The following is a 22,943-nucleotide window of genomic DNA, read 5'->3' as shown; positions in this document are numbered from 1 at the left end:
AGTAAATTGTTTATTTAACATCCGGAAGAAATTTTTTGTGTTCGACAAAGTAAGAACTATGTTCGACCATATAATCATTTTTTAAATGCTCGGCCATGCTAACAGCAATCTTAGCGTAGTAGATTGCTTGCTCAAGGTTGTTAGGATCTTCTTGTATTAAATCATATGCTAACAAGTGATAGAAGTAGTCAAGGGAGTTAATTGATCCGAATTCGCGATTGAGCTGAATTCCGTATTCGAGGACGGTTTTACTCAGCTCAAATTCTTTGATTTTTGAATAGTAGTTACCAATATTAGTCAAAGCGAATTGGACACGTGATAAATTATTTTGTAAATTGAGATCACCAGTCATGATATCGTGAAACGCTTTGTCTAAGTAATATTTTGCTTTTTGTGAATCGTCTTTGCGGAAGTAACTAATGCCAATCGAAGTTTCCGCTAAAATCACATAAATTGAAGGGTTGTTCTTGTCCTGGGCATTCAAGACAAGATTGTAATAAAATTGGGCATCATCAAAATCCTGGTCAATAATTAAAGCAATATTTCCCTTTAAAAAATAATAAAAGGCGGTTGCTTCATCAGTTGATAAGTCTTTGGTGTCGATACTATCGATTACTTCCTTAACTTTATCAGGCTTTAATGAGCGACTATATTTTTCGGCTAAGTTAAGCTTTTGGATGACATCATCCGCACGGTGGACGTTGAAATCAGACACGACGTCATTTAACGTCAAATTAAGCCGCTTACAAATAGCGACTAGGATTTTGATGGTTGGGGCAGAATTCTTGTTTTCAAGCTCACTAATCGTGGCTTGAGTGGTAATTCCGCTACTCAATTGAGTTTGGGTAAGATGTAATTCTTCTCGTCTTTGTTTAATAACGCTACCTAGAAACATCTGTCTACTCCCTAATTAGTTATTTATATAAAAGTATATTGGTAGTTATGGTTAAAAGCAATATTGACGTGTCGATATTGCTAGTTTTCTTGCAAATATAGCTCAATGTTTGGGACGGGGTCAAAGTTTTAAACAATGGTAGCCCTGATATTTTAGTTAGGAAAATATTTGAGCAACTAAGAGTGAATCGTTATAATGAAGTAATTAATTACAGAAAAAATCAGAAAGGTTGGGGGAACATGTTAAAAAACGTGGCGCTAATTACAGAATACAATCCCTTTCATAATGGGCACTTATACCATTTGCAACTGGCTAAACGGTTAACTAATGCAGATGTGGTTATCGTAATGATGAGTGGTAACTATGTTCAACGCGGTGAGCCAGCACTTTTTGATAAATGGACACGTACGAATGAAGCGCTACAAAATGGGGCCGATTTAGTCTTTGAATTGCCATTCAGTGCTGCTGTTCAACCAGCGCATTTATTTGCCCGCGGAGCGGTGGAGCAGCTTATGGCATTAGGGGTGAGTGAGATTGTTTTTGGCGTTGAACATGCCGAATATAATTTTTTAGACTTAGCCCGCAAAATGCCAACACAAGCCGCCGAATTTCAACGTTATAATCAAACTTTTGCCTCAGCGTTTAATACAGAACTTGCGCAAGCTACCGGTGTCCGTCTGGATGATCCTAATGATATATTAGCATTTGGATATGCACGGGCAATTATTGAATTAAATGCCGACATTAAATTAACCCCAATTCAACGGGTTCAGGCGGGGTATCATGATGATAATTTACCGGAAGCTGGTCATATTGCAAGTGCTACAGCAATCCGTATGAGTACGGCCGACGTTGCGCAATACGTGCCACAACAAACGGCACAAGATTTAGCCCTTGGAGCCGATGTAACACCTTTTTCGGTCGGTTGGTGGCCGTTATTACGTTATCGACTCCAAACGACGTCAGCGCAAGATTTAGCGCACATTTATCAAATGAACGAGGGGCTAGAGCATCGGATAAAGGAAGCAAGCTATCGATACACTGATTTTGCGAGCTTTATGGACCAAGTCAAAACAAAACGCTTTACGTATGCACGGATTCAACGGGTATTATTGTATACGCTATTAAACGTGACAGACGATGACATGCACAATGCCATGGCACATCCCATGCTACATTTATTGGGTTATTCTAATAGCGGTCAAACTTGGTTACGAACTAATAAAAAAGATTTCACATTACCACTAATTAGTAAAGTTAATCGCGAATTAAGGCAGGGTGAGTATGAGCTGCAATATCGGGTTGATAGTATTTATGGGCAATTAAAAGGTGATAAACGGGACCAAAATATTGGCCGGGTACCACTTAGAAGCCTTGATATAGCTGATTAAATTAACATTTTAAAAAAGCAATCATAAAAAATGTGAAAAAACTTTGACGTAATTAGGTGTATCGGGTATACTTGATAAGTTGCAAAAGGAGGAACCACTATGAAATGGTCATTGCTTGAACTACGTAAGTACAAAGAGGAAGCTCTTCAAATTACGGAAACATTAGATCTCAAGGAAGATGTTTTAAAGCGATTCCCTGAATTCATCTTAGATGTCACGCCCGTTGAAGTGCAAGGTTTCCTTGAATACCGAAACGAAGACGTCTACATTCATGCCCATGTGACGGGTCAGATGGTTGTGCCTTCATCACGTTCATTGAAGCCGGTGGATTTGCCACTTGATTTCGATATTGATGAAACATATACTTCTGATGAAAGTCATTTGGATCGTTATGAGATTACCGATTCAGTAATCTTATTAGATAACGATGTATTGAATTTTGATGAAGCGGTGGAGGAGTATTTATTACTTCAAATTCCTTTGCAAATCTTGGCTGAGGACGAAGACGAGGATGACATTAAGTTGCCATCTGGTCATGATTGGGAAGTTGTTACTGAACAACAACTCGAAGCCCAAAAAGCCGAAACTACTACTATTGATCCACGTCTCGCTAAACTCAAAGACTTATTCCCTGATCAGGATTAGGGAGTGTAGCAGACATTAAATTTGTAACACGCGTGGATATAAATTTTATAAGGAGGACTATTACTATGGCAGTTCCATCACACAAGACTTCAAAGTCTAACAAGCGTGCCCGTCGCGGTCACATCAAGCTTGTTGCCGCAGGTATGAGCGCTTGCCCAAACTGTGGAGAATTACGTAAGTCACACTATGTTTGTGCATCATGTGGCTTCTACAACGGTCAAGAAGTTGTTAAGTCAGCTAAGTAAGACCAAAAATTATACTGATTGCTATTTTTTAATAGTAATCGGTATTTTTTTTGCGCTTTTTAAAAATTCCACGGTAAAATTTCGTATGTTATTTATGATAGGGATTTGGCTGCGCAGTGTCTGATACCTATTCATGTTCATATTATTTTGATTTTAGGAAATGTGAGGAATAGCATAATGGAAATGATTGCACAGATTGCCCCGCTATTAATGAATTTATCGGTGGAGGACTTATTAGAGGGTTTGACTGGATTCAGCGTTAAACCAGTAGATACAGATTTAGCTAAAGGGGAATTAGTTTGTCGCTTAGTAGATTTGTATTGTAACAGTGAGGCTTTACAAGACGAGTTGTTAGAATGGGCAAGCACAAGACAAACGCTACGGCCATTTGAAGTTGAAGACATTTTGGGTATCGACAAGGATATGCGTAAAGCGTTAACAAGCACGGGAATTCTACCGGTTGCACGTAAAGTACCCATGCGCTTGTATGGACGTGAAATCATGGTACCACAATTCGATTATGCGGAAATTTTTAAATTAAAAAATGATGCCGAATTTCAGGCAACGTTGTTAGCTGAAAAGAATGCCGAGGAATCGGTGGCAGGTACTGAGTGAATTTTGATAGCGTAGCACTGGAGAAGCGTGCATAATAATCCACCTTTTTTATTGACTTAGTGACATAATAACCATAGAATGGAGTATGTGTATGAATCAAATATTACAACTTTGAAAAATAAATTGCATAACACAATTTGCAAAACTGCACGCATGGAGGCATTATGTCAGGATCTTTGGCAGCAATAGTCGCCGTGTTAGGATTAGTAATTGGTGCTGGTGTTGGTTATTTCGTGCGTAAGAACACTTACGAAAAGACATTAATCAAGGCCCACCAAACTGCTGAAGACTTCCTTGCCCAAGCTAAGAAAGAAGCTAAGACGCTCGAAAAAGAAGCGTTAACTTTGAAAAAAGAAGCTGAAATCGAAGCTAAGGATGCTAGTCACAAGTACCGAACGCAAGTTGAAAATGAACTGAAGGACCGTCGTGTCGAAGTTCAAAAGCAAGAAGACCGTTTGTTACAACGTGAATCATCATTGGATCGTAAGGATGTTGCATTGGAAAAGCGTGAAGCCACTATTACAACTAAGGAAGATAAACTTAGTCGTGATAATGACAATGTACAAAAACTCCAAGCAAAAGCTTTAGCTCTCGTTGAGGAACGCGATGCTGAATTACAACGAGTTGCTGGTTTGGAAACCAGTGAAGCTCGTGACCTGATTTTGAGTGAAACAAAGCAAAACTTGTCGCATGAACGTGGCATGTTAATTAAGGAAAGTGAAGACGAAGCAAACGCTGAAGCTGAAAAGCGGGCGAAGAACATTGTTGTTCAAGCTATTCAACGTTCTGCAGCTGATATGGTTTCTGAAACAACCGTCTCAGTCGTTAACTTGCCAAGTGATGACATGAAGGGCCGAATTATTGGTCGTGAAGGTCGCAATATTCGTACAATTGAAACCTTAACTGGGATTGATTTGATTATTGATGATACACCAGAAGCTGTTGTGCTTTCTGGTTTTGATCCAATTCGTCGCGAAATTGCTAAGCTTGCCTTAGAAAAATTAATTCAAGATGGTCGGATTCATCCCGCTCGAATCGAAGAAATGGTTGAAAAGGCTCGCAAAGAAATGGATGAAAAAATCCGTGAAACTGGTGAACAAGCTGTCTTTGATTTGGGAATTCATGGGATTCACCCCGATTTAATCAAGATTATCGGTCGGATGAACTACCGGACTTCTTATGGTCAAAATGTTCTCACTCACTCAATCGAAGTTGCAAAACTATCAGGTATTTTAGCCGCTGAACTTGGCGAAGATGTTACTCTTGCCAAACGCGCCGGATTATTACACGATATTGGTAAAGCCGTCGACCACGAAGTCGAAGGCTCGCACGTGGAACTTGGGATTGAAATCACTTCCAAGTATCACGAAAAGCCTGTTGTTATTAACACAATTGCATCACACCACGGGGATGAAGAACCTCAATCTGTGATTGCTGTGTTGGTAGCATCAGCAGATGCGATTTCAGCTGCTCGTCCAGGAGCACGTTCTGAATCGCTCGAAAATTACGTTCAACGTTTGAAACAATTGGAAACAATTGCGAATGGCTTTGACGGAGTTGAAAAATCATTCGCTATTCAAGCAGGTCGTGAGATCCGCGTGATGGTGCAACCGGAAGCGGTTGGCGATTTGGAAGCTGCAATTGTTGCACGTGACGTGAAGAACCAAATTGAACATGACTTGGATTACCCAGGTCATATCAAGGTTACGGTAATTCGTGAAACACGCAATGTTGCGATTGCACAATAATTAAAATGAAGTAGGCTAGTTGTCATTTAATTGATAACTAGCCTTTTTCTTTGTGCTTTGGGCTCTTAGACCATCTGACGTGGGCTGAAGTACATTGAAAGCCAACTGAGTCGCTAAAATAATGCGCAAGTCTAAATGAGCAGTAATTTGGTGGTTGTTTAGAATTTATAATATGTAAAATAACACTAATCAAAATTAGTTCGTGGGGTATGGGTTCAATTAAATCAGTTATCGTTGATTTTGTAATGTGCTCAAAACTAGTACCTATATTCCGTGGTACGTGAGTGTTCATAAATAAAAGTACACAAATGATGCGAATCCCGCGCTAGAACAAATGGACCTTGTTCTTTGCTTTTGCAGCCGAAAAAAGGTGATTACACATAATAAGTGCGATCACCTTTAACAAATAAATATTAAATTTCGGGTTACTTTGCTACTAGATTAAGCCTAAACCACCAGCGGCGCCAAGTACGACCCCGAGAATAGTGACAATAATCATTAGCCATACCATGACCATTGTAAATTTTTGGAAACCTGTTTTTTTCTTCTTAGATCCATCTTCTTCATACATAATTTAATATCACACTCTTTCTAAATCTCTTTCCAAAAATTGTACATGGAAAATTTGTCCCTTGCAAGATAATCCTACGTTATTGTATGCTTATTTTATTGTTTCTTTAAATAGTGCTCGCAAAAATTAATAATATATAAAGGAGAAGATGAATAATGGCTGTTTTGATGCCTTGGTCAGTGATGCTGTTAATTACAGTAGTTGTGTTTACGGCACTTTTCGTTGCACGGCGGACATTTTATCGTTACGTTCCCCGAAATCTTCAAATCGCAGATATTTTAGCGCCATTTGTCCTTTTGAATATTCATATGTTAAGTTATCAAATATTTGGTTGGTCATTTGTTCCTTATTTGCTGATTGCGTGGCTGTTGTTAGCCATTGCCTATGTGATTTTTCGCGGTTTTTGGCAACAAAATTTCACATACCAAAGCTACTTGGTTGCATATTGGCGGATGTCAGATATCTTCTTTCCCGTAGTTTATGTAATTTTGTTGGTTTTTGGCTTAATTTTGGGATAATCCCCCACTTAGGCACCACTTTGTCCCACAATTCTTAAACGTTGATATAACAGCACTTTGCGTATTTGCAAAGTGCTGTTTTTTTGCGAACTTAATAATTTTTTTAGAAGTTGGTGGGGAGTGGTGGTAGATAGTGGGGGAATGTGGTAAATTATATATATGCTTTAATTTAACTAAAAATCGCACAATCTAACGGAAGGGTAGGAACGACTAATATGTTCATGGGTGAATACTCACATACAGTTGATACAAAAGGTCGACTAATCATTCCTGCCAAATTTCGTAACCAATTGGGCGATCAATTTATTTTGATTAAGTGGCTTGAACATTCACTTTATGGTTTTCCATTAGATGAATGGGATAAGTTTGAAAGCAAACTAAACGAGCTTCCTATGACTAACAAAGAAGCACGAGCATTTAAGCGTTTTGTTTTTTCAAGTGCAACGGAAGCTGAATTTGATAAGCAAGGACGTGTAACAATTCCCCAAACATTACGTGAATACGCCCAAATTGCTAAAGATACCATCGTCACCGGTTCAGGGAACGGTTTTGAAATCTGGGATGCGCAGAGTTGGCAAGATTACACAGCAGATACAGCAGAAAATTTTGATGATATCGCTGATGGTTTGGTAGATTTTAACTTTTAACAAAAAAAGAAAAAGAAGAGGTTGGTTTGATGGCAGAGTTCAATCACATCACAGTTTTATTAAATGAAGCAGTTGACGGGTTGAACATCCAACCGGACGGCATTTACGCTGATGGAACACTTGGTGGTGGCGGCCACTCCGGTTTAATTGCTTCAAAATTAACTACCGGAACGTTGTATGCGTTTGACCAAGATGATACGGCGTTAAATTATAACCAAGAAAATTTGGCTAGTGAAATCGCTGATGGGCGTGTGGTATTGGTTAAGAGCAATTTCCGTAATTTACGGGAAGCTTTAGCTGAACTTGGTGTAACCGGTTTCGATGGAATGGTTTACGACTTAGGTGTTTCTTCTCCCCAATTTGATGATGGACAACGTGGTTTCTCATATAACTACGACGCACCACTTGATATGCGGATGGATCAAAACCAAGAGCTAAATGCCCGCACCATTGTTAATGACTGGTCATTCAATGATTTGATGCGAATTTTGAGCCGTTATGGTGATGAAAAGTTTGCTAAACAAATTGCCCGTTCAATTGAACGACATCGTGACCAACAACCAATTGAAACGACCTTTGAATTGGTGGATATCATTAAAGAAGCAATCCCAATGGGCGCGCGTCGTCATGGTGGACACCCAGCTAAGAAAAGTTTCCAAGCAATCCGCATTGCTGTGAACGATGAATTAGGTGCATTAGAAACATCGCTAGAACAAGCACTAGATTTACTTAACGTGGGTGGTCGCATTTCTGTGATTACTTTCCAATCATTGGAAGATCGCATTGTGAAGGCGATGTTTAAAGAAAAAACGGAGATTCCTGATTTGCCACAAGGTTTACCAGTTATTCCCGATGAAATGCAACCTGATTACCGGTTAGTATCGCGCAAACCGATTTTACCAAGTGAAGCTGAATTGGAAGCAAATCACCGTTCACACTCAGCTAAATTACGAATTATTGAACGGATAAAATAAAAGAAAGAAAATATTGATATGGCACAAAATAACGCACGAGCATTGCCCTTAGAACAACCCCAACCTAACAAACAGCCAAATTTGCGCGTTTTGCCTGATCAGTCTGGACAAATGAGTCGTGCCCGCTGGACGCATAAAGAATTTATTTTGTGCGGTGCATGCGGTTTAGTGGTATCATTGCTTTTGGTATTTGTCGTGGCGTCATCAGTTGCTGTGAACAATGCCAACCGTAACTTGGCTACTTCACAAACACGTATCGACAAGATTGGTAGCCAAAATTCTAACTTAAAGCAAGAAATCAATGAATTGTCTAGCCATAGTCGATTACAAAAAGTGGCTAACAAATACGGTTTGAGTCTTGCGAACCAAAGTATAAGGAATGTTAGCAAGTAATGAATACGAAAAAAAAACGATTGCACAGTGAACGGGTCCGTAATAACAGTCGCGTAGCGGGGATAATTTTCTTTGTTGCCGTGATTGCTATTTTCCTAGTACTAGGCGGTCGTTTTTTATATGTCGCCGGTGGAAAAGAAGTTAAGGGACATAATTTATCAACGGCTGCCCGTAAAATATATATGCAAACTCAAGTTGTAAATGCAAAACGGGGCGATATTTTTGATCAAAGCGGCGGTTTGTTAGCTGAAAATACTAACATTTACTCGATTTATGCCGTGTTAAATAAACAACAACGGGGTATTGATGGTAAACCAATGTATGTCGTGGATAAGGATAAGACGGCGACCGTATTATCAAAGTATCTTAAACTGTCGAAGAAACAAATTTTAAAAGCATTAAATCCTGTTAATCATAATGCCTTTCAAGTGGAATTTGGGAACGCTGGTTCAAACTTATCAATTGAAACACATGATAAAATTCTAGCGGAAAAATTACCAGGAATTGCGTTTACGAAGCAACCTGCACGTTTGTATCCGAATGGGATATTTGCCTCACACTTGATTGGGATTGCGCAACCAACGCTTAATGAAAAAACGGGCGCGATTTCGCTAATTGGGACGATGGGGATTGAAAAAGAATATAATACTGATTTAGCCGGCCACAATGGGATTAAAGAAATCAAAGCCGCACCGGGCTATTCAGTTGATGATTCAACTAAAGGTAAACCAGTCAAAAACGGGGACGATGTGTATACCACGCTTGATAGTAAGCTCCAAACGTTGCTCGAATCAGAAATGACCCGCTTACAAAGTCAGTCAAATCCCGTCGATGCTACGGCAATGGTGATGGATGCCCGAACTGGGGCAATTGTCGCCGCCACGCAACGGCCAACATTTGATGCGACAACGCGGGTTGGGATTGATAAACTATGGCAAAACTTGCTAGTTGAAAGTGCCTATGAACCAGGTTCGACAATGAAGGTCTTAACGTTATCGGCGGCAATTGATAGTGGAAACTGGCATCCTAAAGCTTTGTATCAATCAGGAACATACTTGATTGACGGCCAAAAGGTAACCGATTGGGATCCTAAAGGTTGGGGAATGATTCCTTACAAACAAGGATTTGCCCGCTCATCTAACGTTGCTATGGCGCACGTTGAACAACAAATGGGACCAACAACATGGAAAAAGTACCTCGAAGCTTTCCATATGAATAAATCAACTGATAGTGGCCTGGCTAACGAAACGGCCGGTGGCATGCAGTTCCAATATCCGATTGAGCAAGCTAATACGGCTTTTGGTCAAGGTATTCGAGTGACCCCGATGCAAATGATGCAAGCCTTTAGTGCTGTTGCTGGGAATGGTCAAGAATTGAAACCATATTTCATTGATAAAGTGGTTGATCCAGCGACGAAAAAAGTTATTTACAGTGGTAAGCGGACGGTAATTGGCGAACCAATTAAGGCCACAACTGCTAAAAAAGTCCGTAAAGTAATGCAAGATGTAGTCTACAAATCATACGGTACTGGGATAAGTTATAAAATTCCAGGATTTAAAGTTGCTGGTAAGACTGGGACTGCACAAATTTCAACGGCAAAAGGTTACACTGTGGGGGATGAAAATGTGATTCACTCATGGGTTGGGATGGTACCAGCTAATAAACCACGTTATGTGATGTATATTACGCTGAACCAACCACACCGCATTGCTGAACCAATTAGTAAATCAATTGCCAACGTCTTCCGGCCGGTAATGGAACAAGCATTGAAGATGGACGAGTCACATCAAACGGAAACTTCAATTGCAATTGTGCCAGATGTCCGAGATAAAACAGTGGAAAATGCGAATAAACTATTAACAAAAGCCAAGTTCTTACCAGTTGTTATTGGTAATGGTAAAAAAGTTACGCGCCAATTTCCAGATGCTTTAACCGAACAACTTGAAGCACAACGTATCTTTATGGATACTGGTGGTTCTGTAACCATGCCTAATATGATGGGATGGACTAAGAATGATGCTTTGACGTTTGCTTCGCTCGCCAAGATTCAAATGGTGACAGATGGCGCTGGTTTCATTACTAAACAAAGTATTAAATCGGGAACGGTTTTGCAGCCCAAACAGGAAATTCAAGTAAAATTAAACTAAAATAGAGTAAAAAGGAGTGAGCAGATGAATGAAACGGGAATGATTGTCTGGTCGTCAGTTTTGGCTTTTGCAATCACATTTATCTTCATGCCGTTTTTAATCGCATACTTCCGTGCGAAAAAAGAGGGTCAAATGATTCGGACGGCTGGTCCGAAGTGGCACAATAGTAAATCAGGGACACCAACAATGGGAGGAATATTATTCATCCTCGCTGGTATTATCAGTAGCTTGGTTATTGGCTTAATTAGCCACCAATTAACGGTGCAAGTAATTGTGGCGATGGCCGTATTCTTAGGTTATGGTTTGATTGGTTCCTTTGATGATAGTATTAAGATTTTTAAGCACCAAAATGAAGGTTTTAAAGCTTGGCAAAAAGCCTTATTACAAACTTTGGGTGCGATTATTATCTTTGTTGTCTTGCTTAATGTGCCGGCCTTTCCAATGTATATCGCATCGATATTTGGGATTTGGCACCTTGGTTGGTGGTACTTACTCTTTATCATCATCTGGATGGTTGGTTGGTCAAACGCGGTCAACTTAACCGATGGTCTGGATGGGTTAGTTTCCGGGATTTCAATTATCGGTTACCTAGCATTTGGGATTGTTGCGGTTAACAGCAAAAATTTCGATGTTGCGATTTTTAACTTTTCAATCGTTGGGGCATTGATTGCGTTCCTCTGGTTTAATAAGAAACCAGCTAAGATTTTTATGGGTGATACAGGATCATTAGCACTTGGGGCTGGATTGGCAATGGATTCAATTCTGTTACACATGGAATTTGGTTTGTTAGCCATCGGGATTATTCCAATTATTGAAACTTTGTCAGTTATCTTACAAGTTGGTAGTTGGAAATTGTTCCACCGCCGGATTTTCAAAATGTCACCAATTCACCACCACTTTGAAATGAGTGGTTGGTCAGAATGGAAAATTGATATTGTCTTTTGGATTATTACTTTACTAGGAAGTGCACTTGCTGTGTACATGTACATCTAACTACCTAGTCAGATTAAAAAAATAAGTACTACTTGGTCAGCATTGCTGGCCGTACATAAAATAACGACGGTTTACCGTCATACATAGCTCAGAAGCCGTGAAATATTAAGTATTGGAAGAGGATGAACAGATGCGTAAGATTGCAAACTATGTTGATAAAAATGTCTTCGTGCTAGGTTTTGCACGATCAGGAGCCGCAGCTGCGCAGCTGTTAACTACTTTAGGAGCGCATGTTACAGTTTCAGATAATAATGATTTAACTGAAAATCCAACCGCACAAAAATTAATGGCAGCTGGTGTGCAATTTACGCAAGATCAAAGTGCACAAGCGATTGATGGGTTTGATGTTTTGGTTAAAAATCCCGGCATTAACTACCGCAATGCAGTAGTTGTTGCGGCTGTGGCACAAGGAATCCCTGTGATTACTGAAATTGAATTGGGTAGTCAAGTATTTGAAGGCGAACTAGTTGCGATTACTGGTTCAAATGGTAAAACGACGACCACGACGCTAATTACTAAGATGTTAGCGCAAGAACGAACGGCCGGAGTTGCTGTTTATGCTGGTAATATTGGCATTCCAGTTAGTGAAGTTGCACCAACATTAAGTGCAACTGACACGTTGGTTGCTGAAAATTCATCATTTCAACTAATGGGTACGAAGACATATCATCCACATTATGCAGTTTTAAACAATATTTTTAGTTCACACTTGGATTATCATGAAACACGTGAAAATTATATTGCGGCGAAGATGCAAATTACGGCTAACCAAACTGAGGCTGATTACTTTATCGTCAATTGGGATACCGCAGAATTACAAAATTTAGCACAACAATCACACGCGCAAATCATTCCGTTTTCACGCCTAGGTCAATCAACAGAAGGTTCATATGAACAAGACGGTAAGTTGTATTGGCGTGATGAGTTCATTATGAACGCAGATGAAATGGGTGTCCCCGGTGACCATAATGTTGAAAATGCCCTAGCAGCAATTGCCGTTGCCAAATTACATGGTCGCTCAACAGCAATGATTGCTGAAATTTTAAAAACTTTCAGCGGCGTACGTCACCGGACACAGTTTGTATTGGAAGCGGAAGGGCGTAAGTTCTATAATGATTCAAAAGCCACGGACATTGAAGCGACTGAAATGGCGCTAAATGGGTTTTCTGCGCCGGTTGTCTTACTGGCTGGCGGATTAGACCGTGGAGACACTTATGAGCGTTTAGAAGCGAATTTAAAGGCTCACGTCAAGGCAGTAGTCTTGAGCGGGGAGACAAAAGATAAATTCGCGACGAGTGTGCGCGAAGCAGGGGTTGAAAATATCCAATTTGCGGATACGGTTGTTGATGGCGTACCACTAGCTTGGCAAGTATCTGAACCTGGGGATATTATCTTGTTAAGCCCTGCTGCAGCAAGTTGGGATCAATACCCAGACTTTGAAACTCGTGGCGAAATGTATATTGATGCAATTGAAAAGCTTACTGGAAAAAAGGAGGTTTAACTTATGCGATTAATGGTTAGTGCCGGTGGAACTGGGGGACATATTTACCCAGCCTTAGCAGCGGTAGATGCAGTCAGACGTCAAGAACCAGATACAGAAGTGCTCTATATTGGTAGTGAACGCGGGTTGGAAAAATCAATTGTGCCGCAACGCGGAATTGAATTTAAAGCATTAGAAATCCAAGGTTTCCGGCGTAAGCTTTCGTTCGATAACGTTAAAACGATGTATTTGTTTTTGAAATCAGTTGGTGAAGCTAAAAAAATCATCAAAGAATTTAACCCAGATGTTGTGGTAGGTTTCGGTGGCTATGTTAGTGGTGCGGTAGTGTATGCTGCTCACCGGATGGGAATACCAACGGTTATCCACGAGCAAAATTCAGTTGTCGGAATGACAAATAAATTCTTGAGCCACGGGGTTGATGAAATCGGGATTGCCTTTGAAGCAGCTCGTAGTCAATTTCCAACTGATAAAGTTACGATGGTTGGGAATCCGCGCGCACAAGAAGTTGCCCACATGCATTCGCATTTTGAATGGCGTGAGTATGGGTTACGCAATGACAAACCAACGTTGTTAATTTTTGGTGGTTCACAAGGGGCCTTGAAAATTAACAAAGCAACGATTGAAGCAATTCCGGCTTTTAACGAGCGGGACTATCAAGTGGTGTTTGTTACTGGACAAAAACGCTACGATGATGTCTTGTCTGAATTAAGTGAAGCACATATCTTGGTTAGCGAAAATATCGTAATTAAGCCATACATCAGTAACATGCCCGAAGTAATGCCACGCGTAGCGGTTATTCTCGGCCGGGCTGGTGCCACTAGTATTGCCGAAATTACGGCCTTGGGTGTACCTTCAATTTTAGTACCAAGTCCATATGTTACTGCTGATCACCAAACGAAGAATGCCCAAAGCCTCGTGAATGCCGGTGCTGCGGAAATGATTGTTGAAGCAGATTTGACTGGTGAAAAATTGGTCGCCGTAGTGGATGATTTAATGAATGATGATGTTAAACGGTTGGAAATGGAACAAGCGTCTAAGAAACTAGGTGTTCTTGACGCCGCCGACCAATTAGTTGCCTTGATGCGTAAAGCAATGGCTGACCGAAATACCAAATAAGTGAATGAAAGAAGGGGGTTCCCGATGGCTAAACATGAATCAAAAAACAAGAAAAATACACCACCGTCGCCATGGGATGTCCTCCAACTATCAGATAAACAATCAAGCCGGTTAGATATCGAGACCGAAGCGAAAAAGGCGCAAAGTGCTGCGAATGCTTTTTTTGTTAAGAAAGATAAAGATGACAAAAAAGAAAAAGCAGCACCCAAAGTTGATGAACCACAACCAACATCAGTAGATGAAGAGCCGATTGTGCTGTTTACTAAAAAACATCGTCATGTTGATGAGCAAACTGAAACAAACATTGACGAAAAAGAAGCCGAAATCGAGGAGGGTATCGCGTTACCCACTGACGATGAACGTAATTTTAAATTTCGTGATTACGCCGCACGGTTGTTTGCGAAACGTGAAAAGCTACAACCAGTTTTTACGTTGCAACGGCAAACACGCCAAGCAAGCGCAATGCTTGTTTTATTAACGGTTTTGACACTGGGGATGTGCTGGTTTATTAGTCCAGCTAGTATGGTGCACACGATAAACGTCACTGGTAACGAAGATTTAACGCCTAAAGAAATCATTTCTGCAACTGACATTAAGAAAAATCGGTCAGTTTTTGGTGTGTTTGGTCATGAACAAAGCATCATGAAAACGGCCCGCCGCAATAATGACCAAATTGCCGAATTGAATGTACGAGTTATGAATCCGACGACGGTTGATTTAGTGGTGCAAGAATCGATTAAAGCCGGTTATATTTTAGTTAATGGCAAGTTTCATTTGGTATTAGGTGACTCGAAAATATTGGATAAAACAATGAATAATCCAGAACCGGGTTTTCCATTGTATGATAATTTTCAAAAAGGAGCTAACTTCGAGAAGGTTATTCGAGGGTTTGCGACGCTAGATGAACCAATTCGGACGGCAGTCTCAGAAATTAAATATGCACCAACTAAGCAAAATCCACAGCGAATCATTATATATATGAATGATGGTAACGAGGTGTTTGCGAAGATTACGACGTTCGCCGATAAAATGGCTTACTATCCTTCAATTGCTGCTCAAATGAAGGAACGTGGAATTGTTGATCTGCAAGTTGGGGCATATTCATATCCGTATTCTAAGATTCCTAAAAAAACTTCAGCTAAAGCAAGCAGCGCTACTAGTAGTTCAAGCGCATCGAGTGCAAGCAGTAGCTCAAGTACGCAACAAAGTAATTAATATCAATAAAAAAGGAACCCACAACAGCAAAGAGTTTGCTGATGTGGATTCCTTTTTTTATGCGATACTTTTTAACGGTGATTGCTACTTAAAATTAACGTTCATGAAATTTGATGAATCACTTACCATATCGCCATCAGCGGTGTAAGCACCACTAAATTCTAAACGGAAAGTTTTTAAATTTTTAGCAGTTTTCTCGGGTAGTAAGAAGACGGCAAAGGAACGTGTTTTTTTATTGGCGGGTAGGCCTTTAGTGCCGAGCTGAGCGTCATTATCGAGACCGCTAGCGCCGTTGACACCATAGCCGGTATTAGTTGTAAACGTCGAAACACCATCAGTCCCTAAACGGTTGGCACTATGATTGGTGATGTCGTAGTGGAGCATTAGTGTGTAGTATTTACCCTTGATATCGGTTGTGTTTAACGCGGAGTTCGCCATCGTGATAGCTTGCTTGGTTTTAGGATTGTTTTGGATAATTTGGGCATCAACTAACCGATATGCCAATGGGCCGTTTTTTAACGTTGTTTTAAGTTTTTTTAGCGCATATAGAGTATTAACTGTACCAGCTTGGTCAACGCTGAACTCACCTTTTTTATTCAAGTTACCGTCAGCTTTATAATTTTTATTTTGCTTATCCTTGGTAGGTACTTGATATGTGCGCTTATTTTGCATTGAACCGCTACCGTTTTTCCCGGTTGCTGAACTTGCAATGGCACTACTTTGGGATTTGCTGGTTGCTTTTTTGCTTGAACTTGTTGTGGAACTGCTTGCAGCACTACTTGAACTTGCAGGAGCCTTAGATATCGTTTTACTTGATTCGTGCATGCTCGAACTCGTTGCTTTTGTGGTGCTATTATCGGTGTGCCCACATGCTACGAGGATGAGGGTGGTGCTAAGTGCGAGGATGAGGGTGATAGTTTTTTTCATAGTTATTTTTTGACCTTCCATTATTTCAAAGCAATACTGTGGTTTTCGGGTAAGACACGATAACCCCAGAGCTCGGTGATACTATCGGTATTTTGTGTCGTAATTCGCATACTCCGTGAAAGATTTTGAGTACGCATAAAAAATTGCGTAAGGGTTAAGGCTTTACGGTTAGGCGTATTAATGAGAATTAGGTTTTGGTTATCAATTTGAATGTCGGTGACGTTGATAAATTGGTGATTACGATTTAATTGAATTTGTGTCGCGGTATCAAGGTCTGCTACCGACAAAGAAAAATCAGCTAGACGCATTTTTTTAATTTGCTCCATCCCATTATGATAGTATCTATGTTACTATTTTATAGGTCTCTTTGAAAGTCGCTAGGTGCAATCTTATGGATTGTGAAACTAATGACACGACTTCGCAAAGAATTGTCATTAATGGAATATTCCTGATATTTCCCTCCTTGATTGGTTTAAACTGGTTTGGGGGCGTAATTTCGATAGTAAATATTATTAACAAGAATCGAGTAATCAATATGCAATTAGAATTTTTAGGTACTGGAGCGGGACAACCCGCAAAATCGCGCAATGTTACCGCAATTGCTTTACGCTTATTAGATGAGCGGAATGCAGTTTGGTTGTTTGATGTTGGTGAAGGTACACAACATCAAATTTTACGTTCAAACATTCGTCCACGTAAAGTTGAAAAAATTTTTATCACACATTTGCATGGTGACCATATTTTTGGTTTACCAGGTTTTTTAAGTTCACGTTCATTTCAAGGTAGTGATGAACACGAGCCAATTACAATTTATGGTCCCAAAGGTATTAAGCGTTTTATCGAAACTTCACTCAGTGTGTCGGAATCACACCTGACATATCCAATTGAATATGTCGAATTGACGAATGAAGGGACTGTCTTTGAAGACAAAACATTTGCCGTTGAAGCAATGAAACTTGACCATGGAATTACATCATATGGGTATCGAATTGTCGAAAAAGATCACGCTGGTGAACTACAAGTTGATAAATTAAAGACCATGCAAATACCTTCAGGTCCTGTTTACGGTAAACTTAAGCGCGGAGAAACCGTCACATTACCAGATGGTCGGGTAGTTAATGGTGCGGACTTTATTGGGCAACCACAAAAAGGGCGGATTGTGACAATTCTCGGCGATACGCGTAAGACGCAAAACTCAGTAATTTTGGGGAAAAACGCTGATGTCTTAGTGCATGAAAGTACTTATGGTAAAGGCGAGGGTAAGTTAGCGCGCAGTCATCATCACTCCACAAACTTACAAGCCGTTGAAGTTGCTAAGCAAGCAGGAGCTAAAAAATTGCTATTGACGCATATTTCGGCGCGTTATGTTGGTAAACTAGCCATGGAACTTGAAAAACAAGCGAGAGAAGAATTTGAAAATGTCCACGTTGTCCATGATTTTGAAGTGATTGAAATTCCATTTGAACACGTAGAAGAAACGAAGGTAAGCGATGATAGAGGCACGTTATAAGTGGGAGCGTCCGGTAGTTGCGGATGAAGCTGCCGCCCAAATTTTAACAACGGAACTCCAACTAGAACCAGTGATTGCTAAAGTCCTTGTTAATCGGGGATATGACACACTGGCGAAAGCAAACGAATTCTTGAATCCAAGTCCGGAACAAATCAATGATCCATGGTTGTTACATGACATGGATAAGGCAGTTGCACGGATTAACGAAGCAATCATGAACGGTGAACGAATCACAGTTTATGGTGATTATGATACCGATGGATTGACGAGTACGGCGTTGATGTATGAAACGCTGGAAATGGTTGGTGCGGACGTTAATTATTATGTGCCTAACCGATTTAATGATGGATACGGGCCAAATGTTGAAGCATATGAACGTTTAATTGGTGAAGGCACGCAATTGATCGTTACGGTTGATAATGGGGTCGCGGGACATGCGGCCATCGCTCGAGCTAAAGAACTTGGGGTAGATGTCGTAGTTACTGATCACCACGAATTGCCTGAAACATTACCCGATGCGTATGCGATTGTGCATCCACGGCATCCTGAAGGTACGTATCCATTTGGTGAACTATCGGGTGTCGGGGTTGCTTTTAAGGTGGCGACAGCTTTACTAGAAGAAATCCCCCAAGAAATGTTAGACCTGGTGGCGCTTGGTGAAATTGCTGACTTGGTTGATTTAGTTGGTGAAAATCGGACATTGGTTACTTATGGTCTAAAGATGATTGAACAGACCCAACGACCAGGGCTGTTAGCCTTGATGGACGTGGCGGGTGTACAAAAAGATGCAGTTACAGCGACAACTGTGGGCTTTAGTTTAGCACCACGGTTGAACGCTTTAGGACGACTTGGTGATGCTGGTACTGGGGTCGAACTTTTAACGACCCAAGACGAAGAAGTTGCGACAGAATTAGCTAAAAAAATTGACACATTAAATATTGAACGACAAGCACTAGTTGCAAGTATTGGTGATGCCGCGATGGCTCAGGCGATGCAACCAGAGAACTTAGAGCGCCAGACATTGGTAATTACCGGTGCGGGTTGGCATGAAGGTGTATTGGGAATTGTGGCCAGCCGAGTGGTTGAAGAAACCGGTAAGCCTACGTTGGTTTTGCGCGAAGAAGATGGTATCTTGAAGGGCTCTGGCCGTTCAGTGCCAGCCTTTAATTTATTTACGGCGCTTGATGCCCATCGTGAGCTGTTTGTGGCCTTTGGTGGGCATGCAGCCGCAGCTGGGATGTCTGTTGCCGTTGAGCAGTTGTCGGCCTTACAAACGGCTTTTGAAGCTGAAGCACTGCAACAAGATTTAGCTGATGCAGAAAAGCCAGCTTTAAAAATTGCAACCTTGATGACACCAAGTGATGTCACACCAACATTATATCGACAACTGCAAAGTTTAGGACCATTTGGTAATGGTAATACGGAGCCTTTGTTCGTGTTTGAACCTGCCACTTTAAGTAACGTCAAGGCAATTGGAGCTGAAGGAAAACATCTCAAATTTGCCTTGAGCGGTGAGAATCAACCAAACTTAAACGCAATTGCCTTTGGCCGAGGAAGTTTAGCAAACGATTTAGTTGCAAATGATCAAGGCGTGCAAGTTGTCGGCTCGATTGAAGAAAATGTCTGGAAGGGGAATACCTCGTTTCAGTTAATGGTTAAAGACATCTTGCAAGAAGGTTTAACCATTGTTGATGGCCGGACAAATAAGCTCCAACCTCAACTTTTTACAGAGGTTGCGCAGTATGTATTTTTTAATCCAAAAGTAAAAACACAATTACTAGCTTATTTACCAGAAGGTAGTCATGTAGTTGATGTGACTGCTGGGGATGTGTTAACGGATGGGCAATTAACTGTATTGGTTGATTTACCTAAGCAACTTGATGATTTAAGTGTCTTGCAAGGACACACTTTTAGTCGCTTGACGGCAATATTTTATGCTGCTCACCAAGTTTATTTAGAAAAAAATCCTAGTAAAGAAGAATTTGGGAAGTTGTATAAGTATGCGTTAACGCACACAGATTTACCAATTCGTGCGCAAACGGAGACAATTGCCAAATATCTAAATATTGATAAAAACCGGCTATATTTTATGATTACCGTGTTTTTTGAACTGGGATTTGTTACAATTGACGATGGTAATTTAAATGGAGTAGCTAATCCACCACATGCCGAACTTACAACCGCGCCGAGTTATCAAGCGCGAATTCAAAAACAAGCAGTCGAAAAAGCGTTAATCTATAGTAAAACTACTGAACTTAAAACGCTTCTACACCAGTGGATTGATCAAGCATAATTGCAAGTGAGGCCCGTTGGTTCCCCGGCTGTACACACTCGAGGTAGAAAAATGTCATTTGATTTTCACAAATATGTTGCTTCAATGCCTGACTTTCCAGAACCAGGTGTTACGTTCCGTGATATTACTCCATTAATTGGTGACGGTGAAGCATATGCGGCCGCAACCGATGCGATTGTGGAATATGCTAAGTCACGCGGCGGTGTTGATGCCATCGTGGGACCTGAATCACGTGGATTCATCGTTGGTGGTCCAGTAGCATTCAAGTTAGGCGTGGGTTTAATTCCTGCACGTAAGGCGGGTAAATTGCCACGTAAGACTGTTAAGCAAGATTATGAATTAGAATACGGTGGTACTAACACCCTTGAAATTCATGCAGATGCTATCAAACCTGGTGATCGCGTGCTAATCACGGATGACTTGTTAGCAACTGGTGGTACGATTGCTGCAACAATCAAGTTGGTTGAACAACTTGGTGGTATTGTAGTCGGAACGGCCTTCTTAATTGATTTGAAAGATCTCAAAGGTCGTGAGAAAATCGCAGACTATGATGTTTTCTCATTAATGGAATACTAAAATAAGATACACAAAAAGGAAGTTGAACGATGGCAGGGGCCATTTGTTCTACTTCCTTTTTATTGTGCGTAGCTTTATTTTGATGCAATCACGAACCCTTGTGGTGCTAACAGGGTGTTGTCGTAACCAGACTGCAGCTGGACGGTGTAACCTGGCATCGATGGTACTAGATGCGCAGTGCTAGTAGTATTAAAAATGCCAATTAAAGAATGATTACCATCTGAATATTGAAATTCAAGTAATGGTTCAGGTAAAGCGAGGCTAGTTAACCAACGTAAATTAACTTGTTGGATGAGTAAACCATATGTTTTGCGCAAGCTAATTAATTGTTTAATGAACGTTTGTAGGTCGGTATCCCAATTGGTGGTATCCCAATCCATGCATTTACGGCAATCTGGATCGTTTTTACCAGTCATCCCAATTTCGTCACCATAGTAAAGACATGGTGTGCCCAGTTGGAGGTAAGTGAAGGCTAAAATTTGTTTTTCAAGTGCAACGTTTTCATGACAAGCAGTCAAAAGACGGGTCGTATCATGGGAGTCCAAAATATTGAACATGCACTCATTAACCTGCGAACGATATAACATATATTGTTCGTTAATCAATGTAATCAAATCTTGTTGTGAATACTTATTTTCAATGAAATGGCCTTTGATAATGTCCGTTAAGGGATAATTCATAACCCCATTAAACTGATCGCCGGCGAGCACTGATTGCGCATTTTTCCAACTTTCACCCACGATGTAGCAGTCAGATTTAATATCACGGCATTGCTGGCAAAATTCACGCCAGAAGCGATGGTCAACTTCGTCAGATACATCAAGTCGCCAACCGTCGATATCGAACTCAGCGAGCCAATAGCGCCCAATTTCGTAGAGATAATTTTGGACAGCGGGCAGTTGCGTATTGAGTTTAGGCATATTTTTTTCGTAACTAAACATCTCATATGGCAATTTTTCGCCGACATTAATTTGTTTTGCGCCTGTGGCATAAGCTAAAAAATCTGGATTGTTAATCAAGAACCAGTCATAATACGGCGATTGCTGGCCGTTTCGTAATACATCTTGCCATTGGGTAGATTCAAAACCAATATGGTTAAAAACTGCATCAAATAAGATATGCATACCGAGCTGATGAGCTTTGTTGATTAATTTGGATAAGGTTGCGGCATCACCAAAATGGGGGTCAAGCTGAAAATAATCAGCGGTATCGTATTTGTGATTGGAAGGGGCTTTAAAAATTGGGCACAGATAAATACCATTAATTCCTAAATTGGCTAGGTAATTTAGCTGGTCATAAATACCTTGTAAATCGCCACCATAAAAAGCGGTTCTCGTCGGATGAGCCTGAGGATTCCATGCTAACACATCACTGGGATCATTATTTTTATTCCCATTGTTAAATCGTTCTGGGAAAATTTGATACCACACAGTTTCGGCAAGCCAAGCAGGTTTGACCGCTGCGTCAGTGAGTTGCATGTAGGGAAATTTAAAGTAGTTGGTAGGGTCATTGCGATTTGTGGCAGTGTCACTAACTTGACGACGTTCCCCCCAGAGAAGCGTATCACAAAAATTATCGGTTACTAAAAAAGCATACTGTAAACGATTATTAACGGGTTGAATTGTTAATTCCCAGTAATCAAAAATTTGTGAACATAGTGTGGGTACCAATGAAGCAGCTTGGTAAAGCCATGTCGCTTCGTTCGTACTATCAGTAGCATTCGTTACAAAGGTATCTTCGTAATCATATGGGTCACCGTAGATGCAGGTAACCTGGTTAATATCACCATGTTTAGCGCGTAGACGCAAATGTAATTGCCCATCTGGAGTAATAAACGCATCTTCACTATCAGGACGGTGTTTAATTGTAAGTAAATCCATGGCAAAACCTCCACAAAGTAATTTGCATTTAGCATAGCAAAAAAATGTGAATAATTTTCTGCAAACTGCTGACTTTAGTCAGGAGTAGTTGATAAATATTAGCCATTAGCGTCAAAAAAACGTGCCGGAAAGTTCGACACGTT

At 40.6% G+C, this 22,943-nt stretch carries 22 protein-coding genes; 17 read left to right on the top strand and 5 right to left on the bottom strand.

The window, feature by feature from the left end; genetic code table 11:
* Positions 1-10: 10 nt before the first annotated feature.
* Positions 11-895, bottom strand: coding sequence for a helix-turn-helix domain-containing protein (locus tag EQG49_RS02715; RefSeq protein WP_133362534.1), 885 nt, complete (start codon positions 893-895; stop codon positions 11-13).
* A 239-nt stretch (positions 896-1,134) separates the two neighbouring features.
* On the opposite strand from EQG49_RS02715, the gene EQG49_RS02710 reads away from it, so the two are divergent.
* The 5 genes from EQG49_RS02710 (at position 1,135) to rny (ending at position 5,539) form a co-directional block, all read left to right on the top strand.
* The gene (locus EQG49_RS02710; protein ID WP_133362533.1) at positions 1,135-2,286 is read left to right on the top strand and encodes a nucleotidyltransferase; all 1,152 of its coding nucleotides are present in this window, start codon (positions 1,135-1,137) and stop codon (positions 2,284-2,286) included.
* A gap of 99 nt (positions 2,287-2,385) precedes the next feature.
* Complete coding sequence (locus EQG49_RS02705) at positions 2,386-2,931, top strand: YceD family protein (protein WP_133362532.1); 546 nt, start codon at positions 2,386-2,388, stop codon at positions 2,929-2,931.
* 65 nt (positions 2,932-2,996) lie between these two features.
* Complete coding sequence (rpmF, locus tag EQG49_RS02700) at positions 2,997-3,176, top strand: 50S ribosomal protein L32 (protein ID WP_133362531.1); 180 nt, start codon at positions 2,997-2,999, stop codon at positions 3,174-3,176.
* Between the two features lie 177 nt (positions 3,177-3,353).
* Positions 3,354-3,791, top strand: a complete 438-nt coding sequence (locus EQG49_RS02695) for a hypothetical protein (RefSeq protein WP_133362530.1) — start codon at positions 3,354-3,356, stop codon at positions 3,789-3,791.
* Positions 3,792-3,955: 164 nt separating this feature from the next.
* Positions 3,956-5,539, top strand: a complete 1,584-nt coding sequence (gene rny / locus EQG49_RS02690) for a ribonuclease Y (protein ID WP_133362529.1) — start codon at positions 3,956-3,958, stop codon at positions 5,537-5,539.
* 436 nt (positions 5,540-5,975) lie between these two features.
* Here rny and EQG49_RS02685 read toward each other — a convergent pair whose 3' ends face one another.
* Positions 5,976-6,110, bottom strand: a complete 135-nt coding sequence (locus tag EQG49_RS02685) for a DUF4044 domain-containing protein (RefSeq protein ID WP_133362528.1) — start codon at positions 6,108-6,110, stop codon at positions 5,976-5,978.
* A gap of 155 nt (positions 6,111-6,265) precedes the next feature.
* Here EQG49_RS02685 and EQG49_RS02680 point away from each other — a divergent pair, with 155 nt between their 5' ends.
* The 9 genes from EQG49_RS02680 to EQG49_RS02640 all read left to right on the top strand — a co-directional run bounded on the left by EQG49_RS02680 (position 6,266) and on the right by EQG49_RS02640 (position 15,614).
* The gene (locus tag EQG49_RS02680) at positions 6,266-6,628 is read left to right on the top strand and encodes a DUF3397 family protein (protein ID WP_133362527.1); all 363 of its coding nucleotides are present in this window, start codon (positions 6,266-6,268) and stop codon (positions 6,626-6,628) included.
* A gap of 215 nt (positions 6,629-6,843) precedes the next feature.
* The gene (gene mraZ / locus EQG49_RS02675; protein WP_133362526.1) at positions 6,844-7,275 is read left to right on the top strand and encodes a division/cell wall cluster transcriptional repressor MraZ; all 432 of its coding nucleotides are present in this window, start codon (positions 6,844-6,846) and stop codon (positions 7,273-7,275) included.
* 29 nt (positions 7,276-7,304) lie between these two features.
* Positions 7,305-8,249 (top strand): 16S rRNA (cytosine(1402)-N(4))-methyltransferase RsmH, encoded by a 945-nt coding sequence (rsmH, locus tag EQG49_RS02670; RefSeq protein ID WP_133362525.1) that lies wholly within the window; start codon positions 7,305-7,307, stop codon positions 8,247-8,249.
* A gap of 18 nt (positions 8,250-8,267) precedes the next feature.
* Positions 8,268-8,642, top strand: a complete 375-nt coding sequence (ftsL, locus tag EQG49_RS02665) for a cell division protein FtsL (protein ID WP_133362524.1) — start codon at positions 8,268-8,270, stop codon at positions 8,640-8,642.
* Positions 8,642-10,789: a penicillin-binding transpeptidase domain-containing protein gene (locus EQG49_RS02660; RefSeq protein WP_133362523.1), complete on the top strand. Its 2,148-nt coding sequence runs from the start codon at positions 8,642-8,644 to the stop codon at positions 10,787-10,789. The genes ftsL and EQG49_RS02660 overlap by 1 nt, the downstream gene beginning before the upstream one ends.
* A 24-nt stretch (positions 10,790-10,813) precedes the next feature.
* A complete protein-coding gene (gene mraY / locus EQG49_RS02655) occupies positions 10,814-11,782 on the top strand; it encodes a phospho-N-acetylmuramoyl-pentapeptide-transferase (RefSeq protein ID WP_243115737.1) in 969 nt (322 codons plus the stop codon).
* A 130-nt stretch (positions 11,783-11,912) separates the two neighbouring features.
* The gene (gene murD, locus EQG49_RS02650; protein ID WP_133362522.1) at positions 11,913-13,283 is read left to right on the top strand and encodes a UDP-N-acetylmuramoyl-L-alanine--D-glutamate ligase; all 1,371 of its coding nucleotides are present in this window, start codon (positions 11,913-11,915) and stop codon (positions 13,281-13,283) included.
* Between the two features lie 3 nt (positions 13,284-13,286).
* Positions 13,287-14,399, top strand: coding sequence for an undecaprenyldiphospho-muramoylpentapeptide beta-N-acetylglucosaminyltransferase (gene murG / locus EQG49_RS02645; protein ID WP_133362521.1), 1,113 nt, complete (start codon positions 13,287-13,289; stop codon positions 14,397-14,399).
* A 24-nt stretch (positions 14,400-14,423) separates the two neighbouring features.
* Complete coding sequence (locus EQG49_RS02640) at positions 14,424-15,614, top strand: cell division protein FtsQ/DivIB (protein WP_133362520.1); 1,191 nt, start codon at positions 14,424-14,426, stop codon at positions 15,612-15,614.
* 84 nt (positions 15,615-15,698) lie between these two features.
* On the opposite strand, the gene EQG49_RS02635 is transcribed toward EQG49_RS02640, so the two are convergent.
* Complete coding sequence (locus tag EQG49_RS02635) at positions 15,699-16,541, bottom strand: hypothetical protein (protein WP_133362519.1); 843 nt, start codon at positions 16,539-16,541, stop codon at positions 15,699-15,701.
* Positions 16,542-16,561: 20 nt separating this feature from the next.
* Complete coding sequence (locus tag EQG49_RS02630) at positions 16,562-16,867, bottom strand: hypothetical protein (protein WP_165964736.1); 306 nt, start codon at positions 16,865-16,867, stop codon at positions 16,562-16,564.
* A gap of 209 nt (positions 16,868-17,076) precedes the next feature.
* Between EQG49_RS02630 and rnz the strand changes: the two genes are divergently transcribed.
* Genes rnz through EQG49_RS02615 form a run of 3 tightly spaced genes read left to right on the top strand, consistent with a single transcriptional unit; the run spans position 17,077 to position 20,920 of the window.
* Complete coding sequence (gene rnz, locus EQG49_RS02625; RefSeq protein ID WP_133362517.1) at positions 17,077-18,051, top strand: ribonuclease Z; 975 nt, start codon at positions 17,077-17,079, stop codon at positions 18,049-18,051.
* Complete coding sequence (recJ, locus tag EQG49_RS02620; RefSeq protein WP_133362516.1) at positions 18,032-20,344, top strand: single-stranded-DNA-specific exonuclease RecJ; 2,313 nt, start codon at positions 18,032-18,034, stop codon at positions 20,342-20,344. Before rnz ends, recJ begins: the two co-directional genes overlap by 20 nt.
* Before the next feature lie 51 nt (positions 20,345-20,395).
* Entirely contained in the window at positions 20,396-20,920 is a 525-nt protein-coding gene (locus EQG49_RS02615) for an adenine phosphoribosyltransferase (protein ID WP_133362515.1), read from the top strand.
* Between the two features lie 74 nt (positions 20,921-20,994).
* On the opposite strand, the gene EQG49_RS02610 is transcribed toward EQG49_RS02615, so the two are convergent.
* The gene (locus tag EQG49_RS02610) at positions 20,995-22,800 is read right to left on the bottom strand and encodes a glycoside hydrolase family 13 protein (RefSeq protein ID WP_133362514.1); all 1,806 of its coding nucleotides are present in this window, start codon (positions 22,798-22,800) and stop codon (positions 20,995-20,997) included.
* Positions 22,801-22,943 lie beyond the last annotated feature (143 nt).

This window comes from Periweissella cryptocerci (assembly GCF_004358325.1).
Taxonomy (GTDB): Bacteria; Bacillota; Bacilli; order Lactobacillales; family Lactobacillaceae; genus Periweissella; species Periweissella cryptocerci.
This window is presented reverse-complemented; position numbering and strand designations above follow the sequence as displayed.